The sequence below is a fragment of the Pseudohalioglobus sediminis genome (assembly GCF_008370495.1).
Classification (GTDB): Bacteria; Pseudomonadota; Gammaproteobacteria; order Pseudomonadales; family Halieaceae; genus Halioglobus.
The window spans coordinates 188,551-206,714 of record NZ_VTUX01000004.1 but is presented as its reverse complement, the minus strand read 5'-3'; the positions used below and the strand labels follow the sequence as shown (position 1 = coordinate 206,714).

The window sequence follows — 18,164 nt, the reverse complement described above, 5'->3', positions numbered from 1 at the left end:
ATTGGCTTATCGCCCACCAGCCAGCGGTGTTTGCGCCCTGATCACTTACGGGTTGAACGCGATGGCGATCAGCAACGCAGGGGGATGACCACAGCCAGCGTGATGCCTTGATCGTAAACCGGTATGGCGCGAAACGTTATTGTTTCGTTCATGGCAGCAGCGCTGGCTGCAAGGCAAACGGCGGGCACAGGGTTGCGGAAAACGCACCCTTTTGCGGCGTTTCCCGGTCTCTGCACCTGCCGGCCTGCGTCTTGCCTGCAGGGTGGCCGTTTTTATCCTATTGAAAACAGCGAGTTGCAGGCTTCCCCACTTATTGGCCCGACTATTGCAGCATCTCGCGCAATCAGTCTAATCGGCGGCGTGCCTTCCCCATTATGGTGCGGCTTGTTTAGGCCCTTCATCCCTACCGAGGAAATAACATGAGTGCCAACCCAGGCCGCCAGCAGGCCATTAACCACATCACTAATCGCGCCCCGAAACAGGTGGCCCCAACCGAATATCTTGGCAAGATCTGGGCAGAGGATGTATTCGACCTGCGCCGGATGGAGTGGGCACTGTCCAAGACAGCTTTCAAATCAATCAAGAAGACCGTGCAGACCGGGGAACCACTGGACCCGGCCACGGCCGATGTGGTGGCCGCGGCCATGAAGGAGTGGGCAGTTTCCAAGGGTGCGAAATTCTTCTCCCACATTTTCTATCCCATGACCAATATTACCGCCGAGAAACACGACGGATTCATTGTCACCAACTCTGATGGCGGCGCGATAACAGAGTTCTCCGGTAGCCTGCTGATAAAGGGTGAACCGGACGGTTCTTCCTTCCCCAACGGCAGTTTACGCATGACCAACGCCGCACGCGGCTACACCGCCTGGGACCCCACCAGTCCGGCGTACATCATGCAAACGGACAACGGCGCCACGCTGATGATACCGAGCGTCTTCATGTCCTGGACCGGAGAGGCCCTCGACAAGAAAATTCCACTGTTGCGCTCCAATGCGGCCATGAACAAGGCCGGGCAAAGAGTCCTCGAGTTGATGGGTGAAACCGATGTCGCGCCGCTCAACTCCAGCTGTGGCGCGGAACAGGAATATTTCCTGGTGGATGCGAATTTCGCCAACAGTCGCCCTGACCTGCTGCTGGCGGGGCGCACCCTGTTTGGCGCACCACCGGCCAAGGGACAGGAATTCGACGATCACTACTTCGGCGCGATACCTGCGCGAGTGCAGGTCTTCATGCAGGACTTCGAAGACCAGCTCTACAAGCTCGGCATACCTGCCAAAACCCACCATAACGAGGTGGCACCGGGACAGTTTGAAATAGCCCCCTACTTTGAGGCAGCCAATGTCGCCGCAGATCACCAGCAGCTGATGATGACACTGATGAAAGCCACAGCGAAGAAGCACGGCTTCATGTGCCTGCTGCACGAGAAGCCCTTCGCCGGCGTAAACGGCTCAGGTAAACACGTCAACTGGTCGGTCGGAAATTCAACCCAGGGCAACCTGCTCGATCCGGGCTCTACCCCACACGACAACCTGCTGTTCCTGCTGTTCTGCGGAGCGGTGATCCGTGGCGTGCACCTGCACGGTCCCTTGCTGCGAGCGGTAATCGCCACCGCCTCCAATGACCACCGGCTGGGAGCAAATGAAGCGCCCCCTGCGATCCTCTCGGTGTATCTTGGTGACCAACTGGAAAAAGTGTTCACCGATATCAAGGAGGGCAACATCCACACCAGTGCAGGTGGCGGCAAGATGGATCTCGGTCTTTCACAGATTCTCAATTTCGAACGCGATCCCGGTGATCGCAATCGCACCTCGCCCTTCGCCTTCACCGGCAACCGCTTTGAGTTCCGCGCGGTCGGCTCCTCGCAATCCGTGTCCGGCCCATTGGTAGCCATGAACACCATGCTGGCAGATTCGCTCAACTGGATTGCCGAACGGCTGGAAACGGCGCTCGAATCGGCTGGCAGCCAGGCTGAAGCCGTGGTGACAGTACTCAAGGAATTGATGAACCAGCACGGCAACGTGGTGTTCGGCGGTGACGGTTACTCGGAGGAGTGGCATCGCATGGCGGTCGAGGAGCGCGGCCTGAAAAATATTCCCACTACCGCAGATGCCCTGCCGGCCCTGCGCGAAGCGTCCGTGATCGAGCTATTCTCCAGTACCGGCGTGCTCAGCCCGGTAGAGCTTGAGAGCCGTTTCGAGGTCTACGCCGAACAATACATCCTCTCGATCGAGGTAGAGGCCAAGCTGGTCATCGATATGGCGCGCACCATGATCTGCCCGGCAGCTACCGCCTATCTCGGCAGCCTGGCGAGCACCTCGGCAAGCCTTGCAGCCATAGGCGTGGAGCTCGACACCTCTATCCCCGAGGCGGTCGCACCGAAACTCAATGAGATGATTGCAGCCACGGCCAGTCTGGAAACGGCGCTGGCGAAACACGATTTCCCCTCGACCGAGGAGCACATGCAGTTCTGTGCCACGGAAATACGCCCACTCATGGACGCAGTTCGCGCTGCCGCGGACACCCTTGAGGGCTATGTGTCCGATGAGCTCTGGCCGCTGCCGAAGTACCAGGAGATGCTGTTTATCAAGTAGTACCCTGCCCCTGTCAGCAGGCATACCGGGTGCGCACGGACGCGCTTGCGAAAGCATACGTTGTTTCAACAAACCGGGGCCCAGGAACCAACGCGAGATTCCTGCGCCCCGCTTGCATCTGGCCCGCCAACACTGCATTGCCTTGCCCACTGGCGTTGAATCTCATTGCCACGCCCGGCCCTGCATAGGACACTGCCCTTTTTAGCCCAACTCCGGCGATTCACCGCACGGCCCCAGGGTCAAGGGATTATCTGTTCATGCAACGCCTTCTGATCATTGGTTACGTCTGGCCAGAGCCGGCATCCACCGCTGCGGGCGCCCATATGATGTCACTGCTGAACCTGTTCCGCAGCAGCGGCTGGGACATCACCTTTGCCAGCCCGGCAGGCCACTCTGAGCACATGGCCGACCTGGCCCGTGAGGGCATTCACTGCGCTGAGATCGCGCTGAACCACAGCAGCTTCGATGCCTTCATCAGCCAGCTTCAGCCACAGGCGGTATTGTTTGACCGCTTTATGATGGAGGAGCAGTTCGGCTGGCGCGTGGAAAAGAATTGTCCCGACGCGCTGCGCATCCTCGACACGGAGGATCTCGTCTGCCTGCGCCAGGCACGCCATGACGCCTTCAAAAAACAGGGTGTAGTGAACCCGCCACCGGGCCCTTCCCTGTTATTCACGGAGCTGGCACAGCGGGAAATAGCGAGCATCCTGCGCTGCGACCTGTCGCTGATTATCTCTGAGGCCGAACAGCGGTTGCTGACGGACCTGTTCCGGGTTGATCCCTCACTGTTGCACTACTATCCGCTGTGCTACGCCCCAGAGGCACCAGGGCATCGCGCACCGGGTTTTGATGAGCGGGCAGGCTTCGTCGCGATCGGTAATTTCCGGCACGCACCCAACTGGGACGCGGTGCGCTGGCTGAAAGAAGCTATCTGGCCGCGGATTCGCGCTTTACTGCCGCAGGCCGAGTGCCGGGTATACGGCGCCTACACCCCGCCCAAAGCCACCGCGCTGCACAACCCGCGGCAGGGCCTGCATATCATGGGCCGGGCCGATGACGCCGCCGCCGTGCTGCGCGCGGCTCGCGTCAACCTCGCGCCCTTGCGCTTTGGCGCCGGGCTGAAAGGAAAAATTGCCGAGGCGATGGCCTGCGGCACGCCCAGCGTCACTACCAGCATCGGCGCCGAAGGCATGGCAGGCGAGCTGCCATTTGCCGGCGCAGTCAGCGACCAGGTCGAACAGCTAGCCAGGCACGCGGTGACGCTGCACGAGGATAGTGCACGCTGGCAGCAGGCACAGGAAAACGGCTACCGCATAGTAACCGAGCGTTTTTGCCGGCGACATCACGACCAGTACTTGCTGGAACGCATTCAGGAGCTGCAGCAGAACCTTGCGCAGCACCGGCTGGATAACTTTACCGGGGCCATGCTGCGGCACCATTTGCACAGGAGCACCCAGTACATGTCGCAGTGGATAGAAGCGAAGAACCGCGACTGACAGCGCAGCCCGTGCCTGCCACCGGTTCAGCCGCGGCGCAGCAGACCCGGCACCAGCGCCAGGGGCGCCAGGCACGCAACCAGGACCCCGGGCAGAATATGCCACATCAGGATGTGGCCCGGTGCGTACATGCAGGCGATCTGCATGTACAGCGCCGGCAGCAATCCCGCAGCCAGCCCGATGAGCGCGGCGCTCAGCAGCGGCCTGAGCGGGAACAGCTTGTGCTGCCAGTATACCGCTGCGAGCGCGGGCGGCAGCCCGAGTACCAGCGTTTCAAGGTAACAGTGGGGGCGCTTGCCAAGCATGCTCGGTTCCAAAGCCGGGCTCACAAACCCCACCACGTAGTTCAGCAGCCAGAGCAGGGTCAGGCCAGCCGCTATAGCCAGGGCCCTGCGCGACAGCGCACCGGGTATGGCAGAGCGAAAACCCACCCGTGCAAGCACCGCGATGGCCAGCACCCCGGCCAGGCATTCAGCCAGAAAACGCGGGTGCGTGACCAGCTGTTCCATCGCCCCGGGCCGCAGCGGCCCGATCAAGGCTGTCATTACTGCGACATAAACGGCGCTGAGGGTGAGCCACAACAGCGTACCGCGACCCAGGCGGGGGCCGACGCTACGGACCGGCTGCAGATCATCTGCCAATCTATCAATGAGCATGTCTCGCTCGTTCACAGCGCTTCCTTCTCCATTAATTTGCGCAACCTGGCGATCGCGCGATGTATACGCACTTTCATCGCGCTCTCCGATATTTCGAGCCTGGATGCGGCTTCCGCCGCCGTATAACCCAGGATCTTGGTGAGTGTAATTGCCTCCCGATGTGCCGGCGACAACGCAGCGATCAGGCGCCCTCCGCTGACCTCTGCATACAGGGACGCGTCGCTGACGCTGGGCTCTTCGGCCAGACAATGCTGCGCCTGCTGATTCTCACGGGCTTTCTGCCTGCGGATGGCGTCGATGGTTTTATGCCGGACAATGGCAAATAACCAGGGTCTGAACTGCTTGCGCGGGTCATAGGTATGTCGTGCCTCATGGACTGCGATCAGCACCTCCTGCACACAGTCCTCGGTAAACTCATAGCCGCCGAACCGGGAAACCAGGTAGCGATTCACCACAGTAGAAAGCTCTGACAGTAACTGGCGGTAATCCGCCTCGTTACCTGCCTGTGCGCTGGACATAAGTACCCCCCAACGTACGTCGTCTGCGGCATAGTCTCGCTGTTCAGGTGTCGGCATGCTTCCCGGGCTGGCAGCCACCCACTGGTGGCCGCCGGGCCATTATCTGCTTATCTCATGCGTCTGACACTGATTCGGGCAACCGGGTTCCGCCAATCATATAATGCAGGCGACAGCGTATCGCCGCCCAGGTCGTGCATGCCGTTGCTGACGTGGACAAAGCCCTCGTCACCCTCAGCGGGTGCACCGACATAACCAACGCCGCCACAGGTGGGTCCCGGGATATTGGCGCAGTCCTGGTCGTTCGCTTCGGTACCGGCATCGTAGGCAGGCACCGTAAAGGTCGCCGTGCCCGCGACCGGCAGCCGGGCCCGGTTCAGCGCCATGAAGGTATCGTTGGTCGGAATCATCATGGCCGCGATACTCAGGAAGTGGCGCGCGTCAGTCGCATTGATGGTGGTGGTGACGGTCTGGCCCGGGCCCAGCAACCCGTCCACTGTCTTCACCTCATCCGCCGAAGGTGCCAGGCGCTCCGCCAGCGGCCCGGTGTCACCGCCCTCGGCGAGTATCTCCAGCGTTTCCCGGGCCGGGTTGCCAATACGGAAAAGCCTGACATTACCGGGGTGCGTCACCACCAGTTGCGGGGTAAATGACTGGCCGGGAGACAGATTGGTAATGGAAACCTCATACTCGATACCCTGCTGGGCCATAGCCTGGGTACCGGCCAGGGTGAGTGTAAGAGCCAGAAAATGTTTCTTGAACATGGTGCGCCGTCCTGCTGTTGTGGGTGTACTACCCAATTCGCAACAGCCCGGCAAAAAGTTACAGCGGGCGAGAAAATAATTCTGCTGGCGCAAGCGCGACCGCTGCCAGCGCCCTAGCGCGCATTCGCCTTGCGCATGATCCACCACAGCAAAGCGGGCGAAAAGCGACGCAGCCACATCATGAAGCCGGCCTCGCCGGGCCGTACCGTGGAGGCGCCGTTTTCCAGTCCACCCAGGATTGCATCGACTATGGATTCCGGTGACGCCATGCGATTTGTCGACTTTGCCAGGCCAAGACTCTTGGGTCCGCCGTCCAGTGCCTGGTCTACCAGTGGCGTATTTACCATCGGCGGGCAGATCAGCAGAATCTGCACCTTGTTGTGCCTGTTCTCTTCCTGCAGCACTTCCATATAGGTGTTCGTGGCCGCCTTCGACGCACAGTAAGCACCCATGCCGTGGGTCAACACGCTGCCCGCCATTGAGCCGATCACGGCAATGGCACCCGCGTCTCGCGCCAGCATGCCCGGCAGTACCGTCCTGGTGATATTCACCGTTCCCATGTAATTAATGGCCATCACCCGGTTGGTCTGTGTCGCCTCCATCTCGCTCAGGTCCCCTGCGGGCATGATAGCGGCGCAGTGAATCAGCCGGGTGACCTCCCCGAGACGGCTGGATATCTCCGCCACCATGTTCTCGACTGCGGCGGTATCTGACATATCGCAAATGAAGGCAGTGACGCCTGGGTTGGAGGCGATGGCATCATCCGCAGGCAGCGGATTGACGTCGGCCACGGCGATCTTGTCACCCCGCGCCGCCAGCTTTTTCGTCAGCAGCAGGCCCATACCGCTGGCGCCTCCAGTGACCAGCGTCACTCCCGCATGACTCGCGCTCTCTTTCACCACCTTATTCACCACAACCCTCCCTTTACATATCCCTGATTCTCCACCCTCGAAGACTCAGGCCAATTTCGTAGTTACTGCCGCGGCGAGCAGGCTGCCGCTCGGGTCCCAAGACACTGCACTACCCGCCTCGCGTCGACTTCACGCCTGACAAAATCTGCAGCAATGTCGCGACATAATGCTCTATGAAGACCTCATCGGCAGCGTGCTGCCCTGTCACGCGCTCGATGATGGGCGCCACATTCACCAGGTAAATCAGGGCGCCCGACAGTGTGTACAACAGGTGCATCGGGTCCACCTCGGGCAATACCCCGCGGGCCTGGGCCATCTCCACCACCGCTTTTCCACCAGCAAAGTCCCTGGTAAAAAATTGCTCCACCATCCAGTCCAGTCTCGGCCCCGGGGTGGAGGCCTCCTGGAACATGATCTTCACCCAGGTAGGGTTGGCGAAGGTGAACTCCAGGATGTACCGACACAAGTCTTCCATGGTCTCCAGCGCGGAGATGTCCTCCAACGCCGTCTTCACATACTTCGGTAAGGCCTCATCGCGTTGCCGCCAGACATGGGCCACCGTCTCTTCCCATAACTGGTGTTTGTATCGGAAGTGATACTGCACGAGGGTCTTTTTCTCACCTGCGGCGCTGGCCACGGCTGTCATTGACGCACCCTCGAACCCCACCTGGCCAAAAAGTTCTGCCGCGGCCTCGAGGATGGCAGTCCGGCGGCAAGTTTTATCACTGTTCACAACACCTGTCCCCTGCAATAGCGCTGCCCGTTTCACTTTTCCGTCGCCAGGTCGCTCACCTGAACCGTTAGGAAAAGCATGCGTCTTGACCCTTATACACGACTATGCGACCGTATAGTCTATACGCTATCCGATCGTATAGTAAGCAATGCAAGACACGCAGAGAGAGGCATGGGAGCGCAGCCCATTGCCTCGACCCGTTACCCGCTCGAACCGGAACCCGGTCGGCAAGGCCGAACCAAATCCGGCGGGCAACGCCAGCTATAGCGCAGGCATCAAACCCGGGAGTACAAGATCATGAGCCCATCCTTTGACATCAGTCAGTTTGGTATTGTCGCCGAGGACGAATACACGCATCCCTTCAGCCCGGATCACGCGGACTGGAACGAGTCCTATTTCTTCGACTGGTACAGCGAAGACGCCACCTTCGCCGGCCACTGCAGGGTTGGCTGGCATCCGGGACAAAATCGGGTGCTGTTCTGGTTGTTCGTCTATCACAACCAGGAATGGTTGATGATTGAGGAATATCGCCTGCCACTATCGGCCCTGCAGCTGGACAGCACAGGCAAGGCCTTTAACTATGAGGGCTGGGGCCTGGAGTTCAGTTACACCCCCGGGGAGCCGCTGCTGAACGGCACCCTGGACGTCAGCGGTTTTGCCAGGGTGATCAGTGGCCAGCGCCTGGGCATGGTCCTGCCGGTAGCCCTGAACCTGACACTGGAAGCTGTCGCGCCGCCCCACTCCAGGGGTGCGGGTGAAGTCGAGAGCCACAGCGCCCAGGGCTATTCGACCAACCGCTATGAACAGCCCATCAAAGCTGAGTGCGCGGCCACTATTGATGGTCACGCGCAAACCTGCCAGGTGCGCGGCGAACGCGATCACTCCTGGGGGCCGAGACCCTGGGACATGGAGTGGTCCTTCCTGGTTATCAACAACGAGGATTTCAGCCTGCAGGCGACCGTGGTCAGGATTCCCGAGTGGCCCCCCATCAAGATGGGCTACTTCAAGGGGGCCGACGGCGAAATGCTCAACCTCACCGACGTGGACTTCCAAGTGGACTACAATGCTGGCGCTCCGGAGCAGGCCGTGCAGGGGAAAATCTCGCTAAGCTGTGAAAACGACACGGTGATCAGCGCAGATCTTATCCCGGTAACGGGGACGGAAATCGATATTACCCACACGTTTGCCAGCCCCAGGCGAACGGAATATCGGCGTTCGCTGGTACAGTGCCGGTTCCATGGCGAGCACGAGGGCGTGGTGAGCCCGGGCTGGTTTGAGTGCAACCGCAACGTCACCGACGATACTGTTGAAAACAACTAGGGAAACCTGCCCATGTTAAGCATTGACGCACCGTTTTACGCCACCGTAGAGAACGCAGCCGAAGAGGCCCGGCGCCTGGCAGCTGAAGGATTCGACGGGGTGTATACCCTCGAGGGGAACACCGACCCGTTCTTTCCGCTGTTACTCGCTTCCGAGCATGCGCCGCAACTGGACATCGCCACCGGCATAGCCGTTGCCTTCCCGCGCAACCCGTCCCATCTCGCCTACCAGGCCTGGGACCTGCAGAAATTCAGCAAGGGCAAGTTCCTCCTCGGCCTGGGTTCACAGATAAAGACGCATATTGAAAACCGCTTCGGCTGTGAATTCTCGCGCCCGGCTGCCCGAATGCGCGAGCACATCCTGGCCATCAAGGCATTCTTCGATTGCTGGCAGGACGGCAAGCGGCTGGATTTTCAAGGCGAGTTTACCCGTCACACGCTGATGACGCCCATGTTCAACGCGGGCGAAAACCCCTACGGCAAGCCGCCTGTCCTGCTGGGCGCACTGGGTCCGAAAATGACCGAGGTGGCGGGCGAAGTGGCCGACGGAATCATCATGCATCCCTTCAACAACCAGACCTTCATCGAGCAGCATGCCCTGCCCGCCGTGAAAAAAGGGCTGGCAAAAGCCGACAAGACCGAATCCGATTTCATCATTTCGCTGGGCGCGATGATCGCCACCGGTGAGGACGAAGCCGCCATGCAGGCCGCCAAGGCCAGTATCAAGGGCCTGCTTGGATTCTATGCCTCCACACCGGCCTACATACCCCCCATGGCTGCGATCGGCTATGAGGACCTGCAGCCAGAGGCGAACCGGTTGACCAAGGAAGGTAAGTGGGACCAATTGGCGGACCTCATTGACGACAAGTTTTTCGAGGCCTTCTGTATTTACGACGAACCGCAGAATGTTGCCACCCGGCTGGCCGAGAAGTACGGCTCAATGCCTGACCGACTGAGTCTCTACACACCCTATGCCACTCCCGCGGGCTTCTGGAAGCCGATTATTGAAGAGGTCAAAGCCGCCACCGCAGACTGACGCGGGCCCAGGCGCCCGTAGCCGGCATGTGTCGCCGACCCATCCGGGATGGGCAGCCAATAATGCCCGAGCGCGCTGTAACAACCGGCTGGCGCATTCCGCGGGTTCGGACGACACTTCTGGACTATCCTGTAGCGATAGACTGAAACGGTTTACGTGGCAGGAGCCTGTTATATGTTCGGTGACAACCCTCACGATGCGGAACTCAGAGCCAGCTGGGCCGATTTCTGCGAGCAGCTAAAACAGGCCGGCGAACTGGTATTCCGTGACGGCGCACCCAGCCGGGATATCGACCGCGCCAAGGGCTTCAGGCTTCTGGCCAGGAACATCGCCCTGGGAATGCAGTTCCAGCTGGAAAACAACGACCCCGCCTTTCCCGAGCTCCTGCACTATTTCGACCCCCTGCGGAAACAGGGCGGCGACAACACCGATGCACTGTATGTTGGCGCGCCGATCAACGGCACGCACACCTACCGCGTGTCTGGCCGCCGTGGCAGCGCGCGCTATTTCGCCGTAACGGTGCTGGAGGACGGTGATACACCCTGGGGCGGCCGGGTGATCGGCAACCTGATCGACAGCGACATAGAGACAGAGGAGGACGGCTCGTTTGAAATCCTCATCGGGCCGGAAGAACAACCCGGCAACTTCATCAAGACCACCCCGGGCGCCTGGCGGGTGACTTTTCGCCAGTTCTTTGCCGACTGGGAGAACGAGGAACCCATGACAGCGCGCATCGATTGCCTCAGCGAGACTGAACACGATCCGATGCTGACCCCGGAACAGCTTCAGCAGGGCCTGGCCGATACGGCGAGGTGGGTGAGGGAATCCACCGGCTACTGGACAGACATGCTGCAACGCTGGAAAGCGCGCCCCGGCGAGTTCGTGTCCTACCGGCAGCTCGACGACAACGCCATTGATGCGACACCGGGAGGCGAGCCGCTGATCTGCTTCTGGCAGGTGGCGGAAGATGAAGCGCTGGTAATACGCGTCACCCCGCCGGAGGCCAGCTACTGGGCGGTGGAGTTCGGCAACTACTGGTGGGAGTCCATGGACTACCGCTATCGCCTGTGCAGTACCAACTGCCACCATGCGCAATTGGAAGACAATGGTGAGCTGATACTCGTGGTCGCACACGATGACCCCGGGGTGCCCAACTGGCTGGACCCCTCCGGCCACGGAGAAGGTTACATCGCCGTGCGCTGGATCAATGCCACGCACTACCCGCAGCCGCAGTGCCAGCGCGTAGCCGCTACCGAGCTGCGCTCGATCCTTGGCGACTCGGTTCGCAAGCTGACGCCACAACAGCGTAAAGCACAGTTACAGGCACGCCGCACTGGCGTTCTGAAACGCTTCCCTTACTAGGCAATCCGGGCACCCGCCTGCAGCGAACGAGAGTATAGTCATGAGCCAATCATCTCCTCCTGTCTGGACAGCGCCTCCGCAGCCGGACTGGCTGGCTACCGTCAACACCGAGGGCAGCTATTTCAATCTTGCCGCGGTAGTACCCCTGGACGAGGACTCCCTGGTCAGCCACGCCCGCCGGATGACCGGCCTGTCCGACTTTGGCGGCACAAGCTGGCTGGAACCGTTCCGAGTGTTGATAAAAGCGCTGGAGGACGAGGCGCAGCTCACGCTGATGGGTCGGCTGATGGCGAGGAATGATGTGCTGCTCTGGCTGGTCACCCGGCTGCAGGTTACCGACACGCTCAAACGGCACCCGGAGATTCTCGAAGAGAAGATCGAGGCGCCCATGGTCATAACCGGCCTGCCGCGCTCGGGCACCTCGATCCTGTTTGAACTGCTCGCGCAAGACCCGGATGTGGGCGTGCCGCTGACCTGGGAGGCGATGATGCCGTGCCCGCCGCCCGAGCAGTCGAGCTACCACAACGACCCCCGCATAGAGCGGGCGCACCAACTGGCAACACAATGGAACCGGGTGGCACCGGCGTTCGCCAGCATGCACGAGATGGGCGGCAGAATTCCATCCGAATGCGGTCAGCTCATGGTGGGCACCTTCATCAGCGACCAGATCGCCGCGCTGCATCAAACACCGGGCTACAGCCAATGGTGCGCCGGGGCCGACTATCTGCCGGTTTACCAGTACCACAAGACCATCCTGCAGATCCTGCAATGGAAGAACCCGCGCCAACGCTGGCTGCTGAAAGCGCCGGAACACCAGGTACACCTCGATACACTGCTCGAGGTCTACCCCGACGCCCGTATCGTGCAGACACACCGCGACCCCATCAAGTGCATGGCCTCCACCACCAGCCTGATGGGCACGCTGTACAGCATGCGCAGCGACCAGCCATTCAATGCGGCGCTGTTCGAAAACATCATTATGGGTGAGGCCACGGCACAGCGGCTGGAGCATGTCATGGCGCAGCGTGAGGCTGGCCTGGTGCCGGAAGCCAGCATTATCGACTCACGGTACCAGGACTTGATGGACACACCCATGGAGTGTATCGAGGCCATTTACCGCCACTTCCAGCTCACACTGACCGCGGTGGCAAGAGAGAGGATGCTTGCCTACCTGAAAGCCAAGCCCCAGGGGCAGTTCGGCAAGCACCGATACACAGTGGATGAGCAGCGCAGCAGGGACCGGCCACTGTTTCGCCGCTACCAGCAGGCCTACAACGTACCGAACGAGATATAGGGCAGACGACCAGGCAGCGCCCCATCACACTGCACCTCGCGCCCACGATCGGCGCGCCTGTTCGCCGGGTAACTCAGCCCTGGCGTCGGTACTCCCTGGGTGACACACCAACGTGACGGCTGAAGGTGCGCGAAAAATACGCCGGGTCGGGATAGCCCACGGCTTCGCCAACCGCGGCAATGCCCATGGCATGGTTACGCAGCAACTGCGCCGCCCGCACCATGCGCAGTTCGTCGCGGTACCCCATAACACTCAGCCCACACTGCGCCTTGAACAGGCTTGCCAGCCGGGACGCAGACATGCTGGCGGCACTGGCCACGGTCGCCAGGGTAAAGGGCTGATGATAGTGGCCTTCGATATAGGCCCTGGCGCGCTCGACACGGGGGTCGAGATGAAGCTGGAACCCAGGGGGCAGTTGTGCGCGACAGCGCAATATCACTTGTTCGAGCAGATTGTGTGACAACTCCATTGCCATGTCCCGACTGGAGCGCAGGCTGTCATCGAGTTCACGGAACAACCTGATCACCGTATCCTGTGCCTCTGCGGGCAGGCGCAGATGACTCACGTGGGTGGCAAAGTGCGGCCAGCGCAACCAGTCGCGCCAGCGCGAGTCCGGGTGGAATACCACCCAGTGGTAGGCCCAGTGTCGATGACCGTGCAGGGGGTGCAGGCTGTAGAGGGCCCCCGGCTCCACCAGCAGTACCTGGCCGGTGGCCAGGGCCAGGTCACGGCCGCCCGCGCGCAGGCGCGCGCCGCCCCCGTCAACGCAAAGCAGGCTCCACGCCTGCTCGCTCTGGCTGCCGTAGGCGAACCCCTGCTCGAGTCGCCGCTGGTCCCAGCGTGCGAAACCGGCGGTAATGGTGGCCTGGAACAGCAGGTTTGGATCAAGGTGACTGGTGTAATCCTGCAAGAAACTGGCGGCCGAGCGCTCGTCGAAACCCACCCTGTCACGGTAGGCCCGGCGCCACTTTGGCACCAGCGCTGCGAGTGGGCTGTCGGCGTCCAGGCCGTCCTGCAGGGCGTGCATGTATGCGGCGAAACTCCTGTCATCCAGCGGCGTTCCCTGGCGCCCGAACCAGGCCCTGGCCCGGTCCAGGTCAGGGGCACTGACCGCTTCGCCCAACAGGGCCCTGTAGAGGGTGTTCGCGGTTTCCCGCTGGTGACTCATGTTGGCAAGATCGTCCAAGTATTCGGTGTGATACTAATACTAGTGCGCCCGGCGACAGAGGTAAATTGGTGACCTGCCCAACCAACCAGAGGATCCGCAACATGAGCCAGTCAGATAACCTCCTTATCAAGAACGGCACCGTGGTCGATGGCACCGGCGCCCCGGTCTACAGGGCCGACCTGCGCCTGCGCGACGGTTTGATCGCTGAAATCGGCGACGAGCTCACGGCCGAGGGCGAACAGGTCTACGACGCCAGTGGCTGCTACGTGGCGCCCGGCTTTATCGAATCGCATACCCATTACGACGGAGCCATGTGGTGGGATGACCGGCTCGACCCGCTACCCGGTTACGGCGCCACCACGCAGGTGATGGGCAACTGCGGTTTCGCTACCGCCCCGATTTCCGACGACGAGGCAGCCCGCCGCGAGGTGGTGAAGATCTTTTCCTTTTTCGAAGACATACCCGAAGCACCTTTTATCGAGTCGCTGCCCTGGAACTGGCGCAGCTGGCCGGAGTACAAGGATTCGATGGTCGCCAACTGCAAGGTGCCGCTGAACTACGGCGTGTACTGCGGACATATCGCCCTGCGCCTGGCGGCGATGGGACTGGAGGCCTGGGATCGCGCTGCTACGCCGGCGGAGATCGAGCACATGGCCCGGATGCTGGACGAGGCCATGCAGGCCGGCGCCATGGGCATGTCATCCAACCTCATGGACCACGACGGCGAAGACCGCCCGGTACCGAGCCTGAAGGCCGACGATGCCGAGTTCCGCGCACTGATGGAAGTGCTCGACCGCTATCCCGGCTGCAGTTTGCAAATCATTCTCGATACCTTCCGCAACATGACCGCCGCCGACTCGCTGCAGCGCCTCGCGCGCCTGTCGGAGGGACTCGATGTACGTGTGCAATGGGGGGGCGTACCCACACTCGAATTCCAGCGCGACCTGATGGGTATACAGGCGCCGCTGGTGGAACTGCATAACCAGCTCAAGGAGCAGGGCAAGGACTTTTGGACAGGCTTTGCACATATCCCGATCACGTCCACGCTCAGCGTGCAAAACTCGCTGATTTTTGCCCAGTCCAATGACTATGTGTGGCACGAGGTCGTGGTGGCCGAGGGCGACGAGGCCAAGGCCCGCATCCTGCGCGACCCGGATTGGCGCGCGCGGGCGCGCAAGTCCTGGGACGAGGAAACCTTCGAGTTCTCCCCGTTCCCGCAGGGACGCGCAGAGAATCTGCAATTATTGAACAGTGACAATGGGGTCGGGCCCACCCACACCACGCTGGGTGAGTACCAGCAGCAGATCGGCGCGCAGCACCCGTCCGATGCGATGGCGGAGTGGCTGCTGGCCAACGGTCTTGAATCCACTGTGACCATGCCGCCTTTCGCCATTACCGAAGACGTGGTGGAAGCCCTGATTCGTGACCCCCTCGCCGCGGGCAACATCAATGATTGCGGAGCACATGGGCAGATGCTGTGTGGCGGCGGGGAGAACGTGAAGCTGCTGACCTACTGGGTGCGCGATACCGGCAGGATCAGCATCGAGGAGGCGATCCACTCCATGACCGGCAAACTGGCCCGGCACTTCTCACTGCCGGACCGGGGTGAAATCGCGGTAGGCAAGCGCGCGGACATTGCCGTGTTCAATCTCGACGAGATCGAGTCCAGGGAGATGGAACGGGTCTACGATGTACCCGATGGAAAGGGTGGCCATACCTGGCGCTGGACCCGGCAACCGGCGCCAATGCGCCTGACCCTGGTGAACGGTGTGCCGACCTTCGACGGCAGCAAGGCAACGGATGCTCGCCCCGGGGTGATGGTCAGCCCGCAGGCGACCTGAACCGCGGAGCGCTTTGCCCGTCGCGGGCGCCAGTGCCGCCAACGCCAAGCCGGCGCGTCAGGTTTCAACCAGCTGCTGCCGGTGGCTTAAAGATCGTGCAGGCGCATCCACTTGACGACGTCGACCTGGGACAGCAGCCCCAACACGCGGCCGCCCTCCACCACGGCCATGGGCGAGTCGTGCTGAGACAGGGCTGCCAGGGTTTTCTGGGCATCGCTATCCGGGGCCAGTGTGTAGCGACCGAGCTGCGTATGCATCACCTGGCCCACGGTCACCACACTCCTGTCATCCTCCGGCACCTTGCGCACCTCTTCCAGTGTGAGCAGGCCAACCAGTTGCTCGCCCTCCACTACCGGCCACAGCAGCTGCGCGCTCTGCAGCAGGTAGTCATCGATGAACGCGCTGACCCGGGTCTGCGGTGACACGGTCTCAAAGTGAGTGCGCATCAGTTGCCGGGCAGTCACCCCGCGCAGCAGGTCGCGGATAACGATCTGGCTATAACTGCTGGAGGCGGCATGAGACAGGAACCAGCCAATCAGCACCAGCCACAGACCCTGCATGACCGCCCCTGAAACCGCCTGCATCACCCCCAGCAGCATCAGCATCCAGCCAAAGATGCGCCCGCTGGCCGAGGCGATACGGGTGGCCTGACGCTGGTCGCCAGAGAGCCACCACAGCAGGGCGCGCAGCACCCGCCCGCCGTCGAGGGGGAAACCCGGAACCATGTTGAAAAGCCCGAGGACAATATTGAACGGCCCCAGCCACAGGCACAGGGTTGCCAATGGCGACAGTTCAGCCAGGGCCTCTTCCTGTCCCTGGGCAAGCAATTCCACCAGCTCCACGCCCGCGGAAGCGGTCGCGACCTGGATGCAGACAACACCGATAAACAGGCTGGTCAGGGGACCGGCAATGGCAATCAGGAACTCCGCCCGCGGCGTCGGCGGCTCCTCCTCGATCTCCGCCAGGCCTCCGAACAGGAACAGGGTGATACGCTTGACCTGCACACCGAAGCCAAGGGACACCAGTGAGTGCGCCAGTTCATGGGCCAGCACCGAGACGCAGAACATCACGCCGGCGATGGCGGCCGTCGTCCACGTCGTGACGCCGGGCCACTCCGGGTGCCAACCGGGAAACACGTTCGCGCCCAACAGGTAGACAATAAGTGCGAAGATCAGGATCAGGCTGGAGTCCAGGCAGATGCGAATACCGAACACACTGCCCAGCTCCAGCCCACGGCGTTCTGCCGGCGACGGATCGGGCCCGCCCGGCGTTGATGCTTGCTGATTCATGCCATCATCATAGCAGGGTCTGACTGGCTCCCACTCGTGTCCACCTGCTTCTATAATGCTAGCCCTGCGTCAATGCGTCGGGAGACGAACAATGCAATCACAGGCGGTGCCCACACTCGATTTCACCCGGCGCGGAGAGACCGGCTGGCTGGACACGCTGGACGCCGCCTGCCGGGAATGGGGTTGCTTTCAGCTCAGCAATCACCCTCTGGGAGCCCAGCTTTGCCGCAGCGTGCTGTCCGGCATGCAGCAGTTCTTCGCGCTGCCCCACCAGGATAAATTGGACATCGAGCGCACGGCCGCCAACCCCTGGGGGTTTTACGACCGGGAGCTCACCAAGAATGTGCGCGACTGGAAACAGATTCTCGATATCGGGCCCGCGTCTGCGCAGGGCCCCTTCAGCGGCGCGCAGACGCGCTGGCCGGCGCAGCTTCCCGGTTTCAGGGCAACCATGGAGGCGCACTTTGCCGCCAACCAGGCCCTGGCCCTGACCCTGCTGGCCGACATTGGTGAATGCCTGGGTGTGCCGAGGGGAAAACTGGAGAGCGAATTTGGCGAGGGCCACTCCAGCTTCCTTCGCCTGAATTATTATCCGCCCTGTGGTGAACCGGACCGGCACCTGGGCATCAGCCACCACACGGACGCCGGGGCGCTCACGGTGCTGCTACCTGATGCCCAGCCCGGGCTGCAGTTTTTTCGAGCAGGGCAATGGCACACGGTGCTGGCGGAGCCCGGCGCACTGATCATCAACATCGGGGATATTGTCCAGGTCTGGTCCAATGATCGCTACCGGGCGCCGCTGCACCGTGTCCTGGCCAATGCCGCGCATTCGCGTTACAGCGCACCGTTCTTTCTCAATCCCGGATACGATACCGTATACGCGCCGCTGCCTGGCGCCCTGCAAGGTGCCGCGCCACACTACCGGCCGATCAATTGGGGGGAATTCCGTGCCGGCCGTGCGGCGGGCGACTACGCCGATGCGGGTACGGAAATCCAGATCAGCGATTTCCGGCTTTGATGCACACCTGGCCCGGGCCCGCGCGCAGGTGCGCCGGGCATGTTCCGCATCGCGGCCGGACAGGCCTCGTTTCGCCTGCATTGTTGAACCGTGAGGTTCCCGCTCGGCGAAAGACTCACTCGCCGGGTAGGCAGATTGCTATTATCCCGGTATTGAACCTGACCAGAT

Annotated in this window: 15 protein-coding genes; 8 read left to right on the top strand and 7 right to left on the bottom strand. The window is 61.6% G+C overall.

Annotation, left to right across the window (positions count from 1 at the left end; translation table 11 throughout):
• The first annotated feature begins 419 nt into the window (after nucleotides 1-419).
• Entirely contained in the window at nucleotides 420-2,594 is a 2,175-nt protein-coding gene (locus tag F0M18_RS10410) for a glutamine synthetase III family protein (protein ID WP_149611366.1), read from the top strand.
• A gap of 257 nt (nucleotides 2,595-2,851) precedes the next feature.
• Complete coding sequence (locus F0M18_RS10405; RefSeq protein ID WP_149611365.1) at nucleotides 2,852-4,090, top strand: glycosyltransferase; 1,239 nt, start codon at nucleotides 2,852-2,854, stop codon at nucleotides 4,088-4,090.
• A gap of 26 nt (nucleotides 4,091-4,116) precedes the next feature.
• Here F0M18_RS10405 and F0M18_RS10400 read toward each other — a convergent pair whose 3' ends face one another.
• The 5 genes from F0M18_RS10400 to F0M18_RS10380 form a co-directional block, all read right to left on the bottom strand.
• Nucleotides 4,117-4,761 (bottom strand): NrsF family protein, encoded by a 645-nt coding sequence (locus F0M18_RS10400; RefSeq protein WP_149611364.1) that lies wholly within the window; start codon nucleotides 4,759-4,761, stop codon nucleotides 4,117-4,119.
• The gene (locus tag F0M18_RS10395; protein ID WP_149611363.1) at nucleotides 4,758-5,321 is read right to left on the bottom strand and encodes an RNA polymerase sigma factor; all 564 of its coding nucleotides are present in this window, start codon (nucleotides 5,319-5,321) and stop codon (nucleotides 4,758-4,760) included. The genes F0M18_RS10400 and F0M18_RS10395 overlap by 4 nt, the downstream gene beginning before the upstream one ends.
• A 50-nt stretch (nucleotides 5,322-5,371) precedes the next feature.
• Nucleotides 5,372-6,025: a spondin domain-containing protein gene (locus tag F0M18_RS10390; protein ID WP_149611362.1), complete on the bottom strand. Its 654-nt coding sequence runs from the start codon at nucleotides 6,023-6,025 to the stop codon at nucleotides 5,372-5,374.
• 113 nt (nucleotides 6,026-6,138) lie between these two features.
• Entirely contained in the window at nucleotides 6,139-6,936 is a 798-nt protein-coding gene (locus F0M18_RS10385) for an SDR family NAD(P)-dependent oxidoreductase (protein WP_149611361.1), read from the bottom strand.
• A gap of 109 nt (nucleotides 6,937-7,045) precedes the next feature.
• Complete coding sequence (locus F0M18_RS10380) at nucleotides 7,046-7,669, bottom strand: TetR family transcriptional regulator (protein WP_149611360.1); 624 nt, start codon at nucleotides 7,667-7,669, stop codon at nucleotides 7,046-7,048.
• 297 nt (nucleotides 7,670-7,966) lie between these two features.
• On the opposite strand from F0M18_RS10380, the gene F0M18_RS10375 reads away from it, so the two are divergent.
• The 4 genes from F0M18_RS10375 (at nucleotide 7,967) to F0M18_RS10360 (ending at nucleotide 12,680) form a co-directional block, all read left to right on the top strand.
• Nucleotides 7,967-8,989: a hypothetical protein gene (locus F0M18_RS10375; protein ID WP_149611359.1), complete on the top strand. Its 1,023-nt coding sequence runs from the start codon at nucleotides 7,967-7,969 to the stop codon at nucleotides 8,987-8,989.
• Between the two features lie 12 nt (nucleotides 8,990-9,001).
• A complete protein-coding gene (locus tag F0M18_RS10370; RefSeq protein ID WP_149611358.1) occupies nucleotides 9,002-10,024 on the top strand; it encodes a TIGR03617 family F420-dependent LLM class oxidoreductase in 1,023 nt (340 codons plus the stop codon).
• A gap of 174 nt (nucleotides 10,025-10,198) precedes the next feature.
• Nucleotides 10,199-11,386: a DUF1214 domain-containing protein gene (locus F0M18_RS10365; protein WP_149611357.1), complete on the top strand. Its 1,188-nt coding sequence runs from the start codon at nucleotides 10,199-10,201 to the stop codon at nucleotides 11,384-11,386.
• 40 nt (nucleotides 11,387-11,426) lie between these two features.
• Nucleotides 11,427-12,680, top strand: a complete 1,254-nt coding sequence (locus F0M18_RS10360) for a sulfotransferase family protein (protein ID WP_149611356.1) — start codon at nucleotides 11,427-11,429, stop codon at nucleotides 12,678-12,680.
• A 73-nt stretch (nucleotides 12,681-12,753) separates the two neighbouring features.
• Here F0M18_RS10360 and F0M18_RS10355 read toward each other — a convergent pair whose 3' ends face one another.
• On the bottom strand, nucleotides 12,754-13,848 hold the full coding sequence (locus F0M18_RS10355; RefSeq protein WP_149611355.1) for a helix-turn-helix domain-containing protein: 1,095 nt from the start codon (nucleotides 13,846-13,848) through the stop codon (nucleotides 12,754-12,756).
• Between the two features lie 101 nt (nucleotides 13,849-13,949).
• Here F0M18_RS10355 and F0M18_RS10350 point away from each other — a divergent pair, with 101 nt between their 5' ends.
• On the top strand, nucleotides 13,950-15,689 hold the full coding sequence (locus F0M18_RS10350; protein ID WP_149611354.1) for an N-acyl-D-amino-acid deacylase family protein: 1,740 nt from the start codon (nucleotides 13,950-13,952) through the stop codon (nucleotides 15,687-15,689).
• 86 nt (nucleotides 15,690-15,775) lie between these two features.
• On the opposite strand, the gene F0M18_RS10345 is transcribed toward F0M18_RS10350, so the two are convergent.
• Nucleotides 15,776-16,978: a site-2 protease family protein gene (locus F0M18_RS10345; protein WP_149611353.1), complete on the bottom strand. Its 1,203-nt coding sequence runs from the start codon at nucleotides 16,976-16,978 to the stop codon at nucleotides 15,776-15,778.
• Between the two features lie 91 nt (nucleotides 16,979-17,069).
• On the opposite strand from F0M18_RS10345, the gene F0M18_RS10340 reads away from it, so the two are divergent.
• A complete protein-coding gene (locus F0M18_RS10340) occupies nucleotides 17,070-17,996 on the top strand; it encodes an isopenicillin N synthase family dioxygenase (RefSeq protein ID WP_188109680.1) in 927 nt (308 codons plus the stop codon).
• The last annotated feature ends 168 nt before the right edge of the window (nucleotides 17,997-18,164 follow it).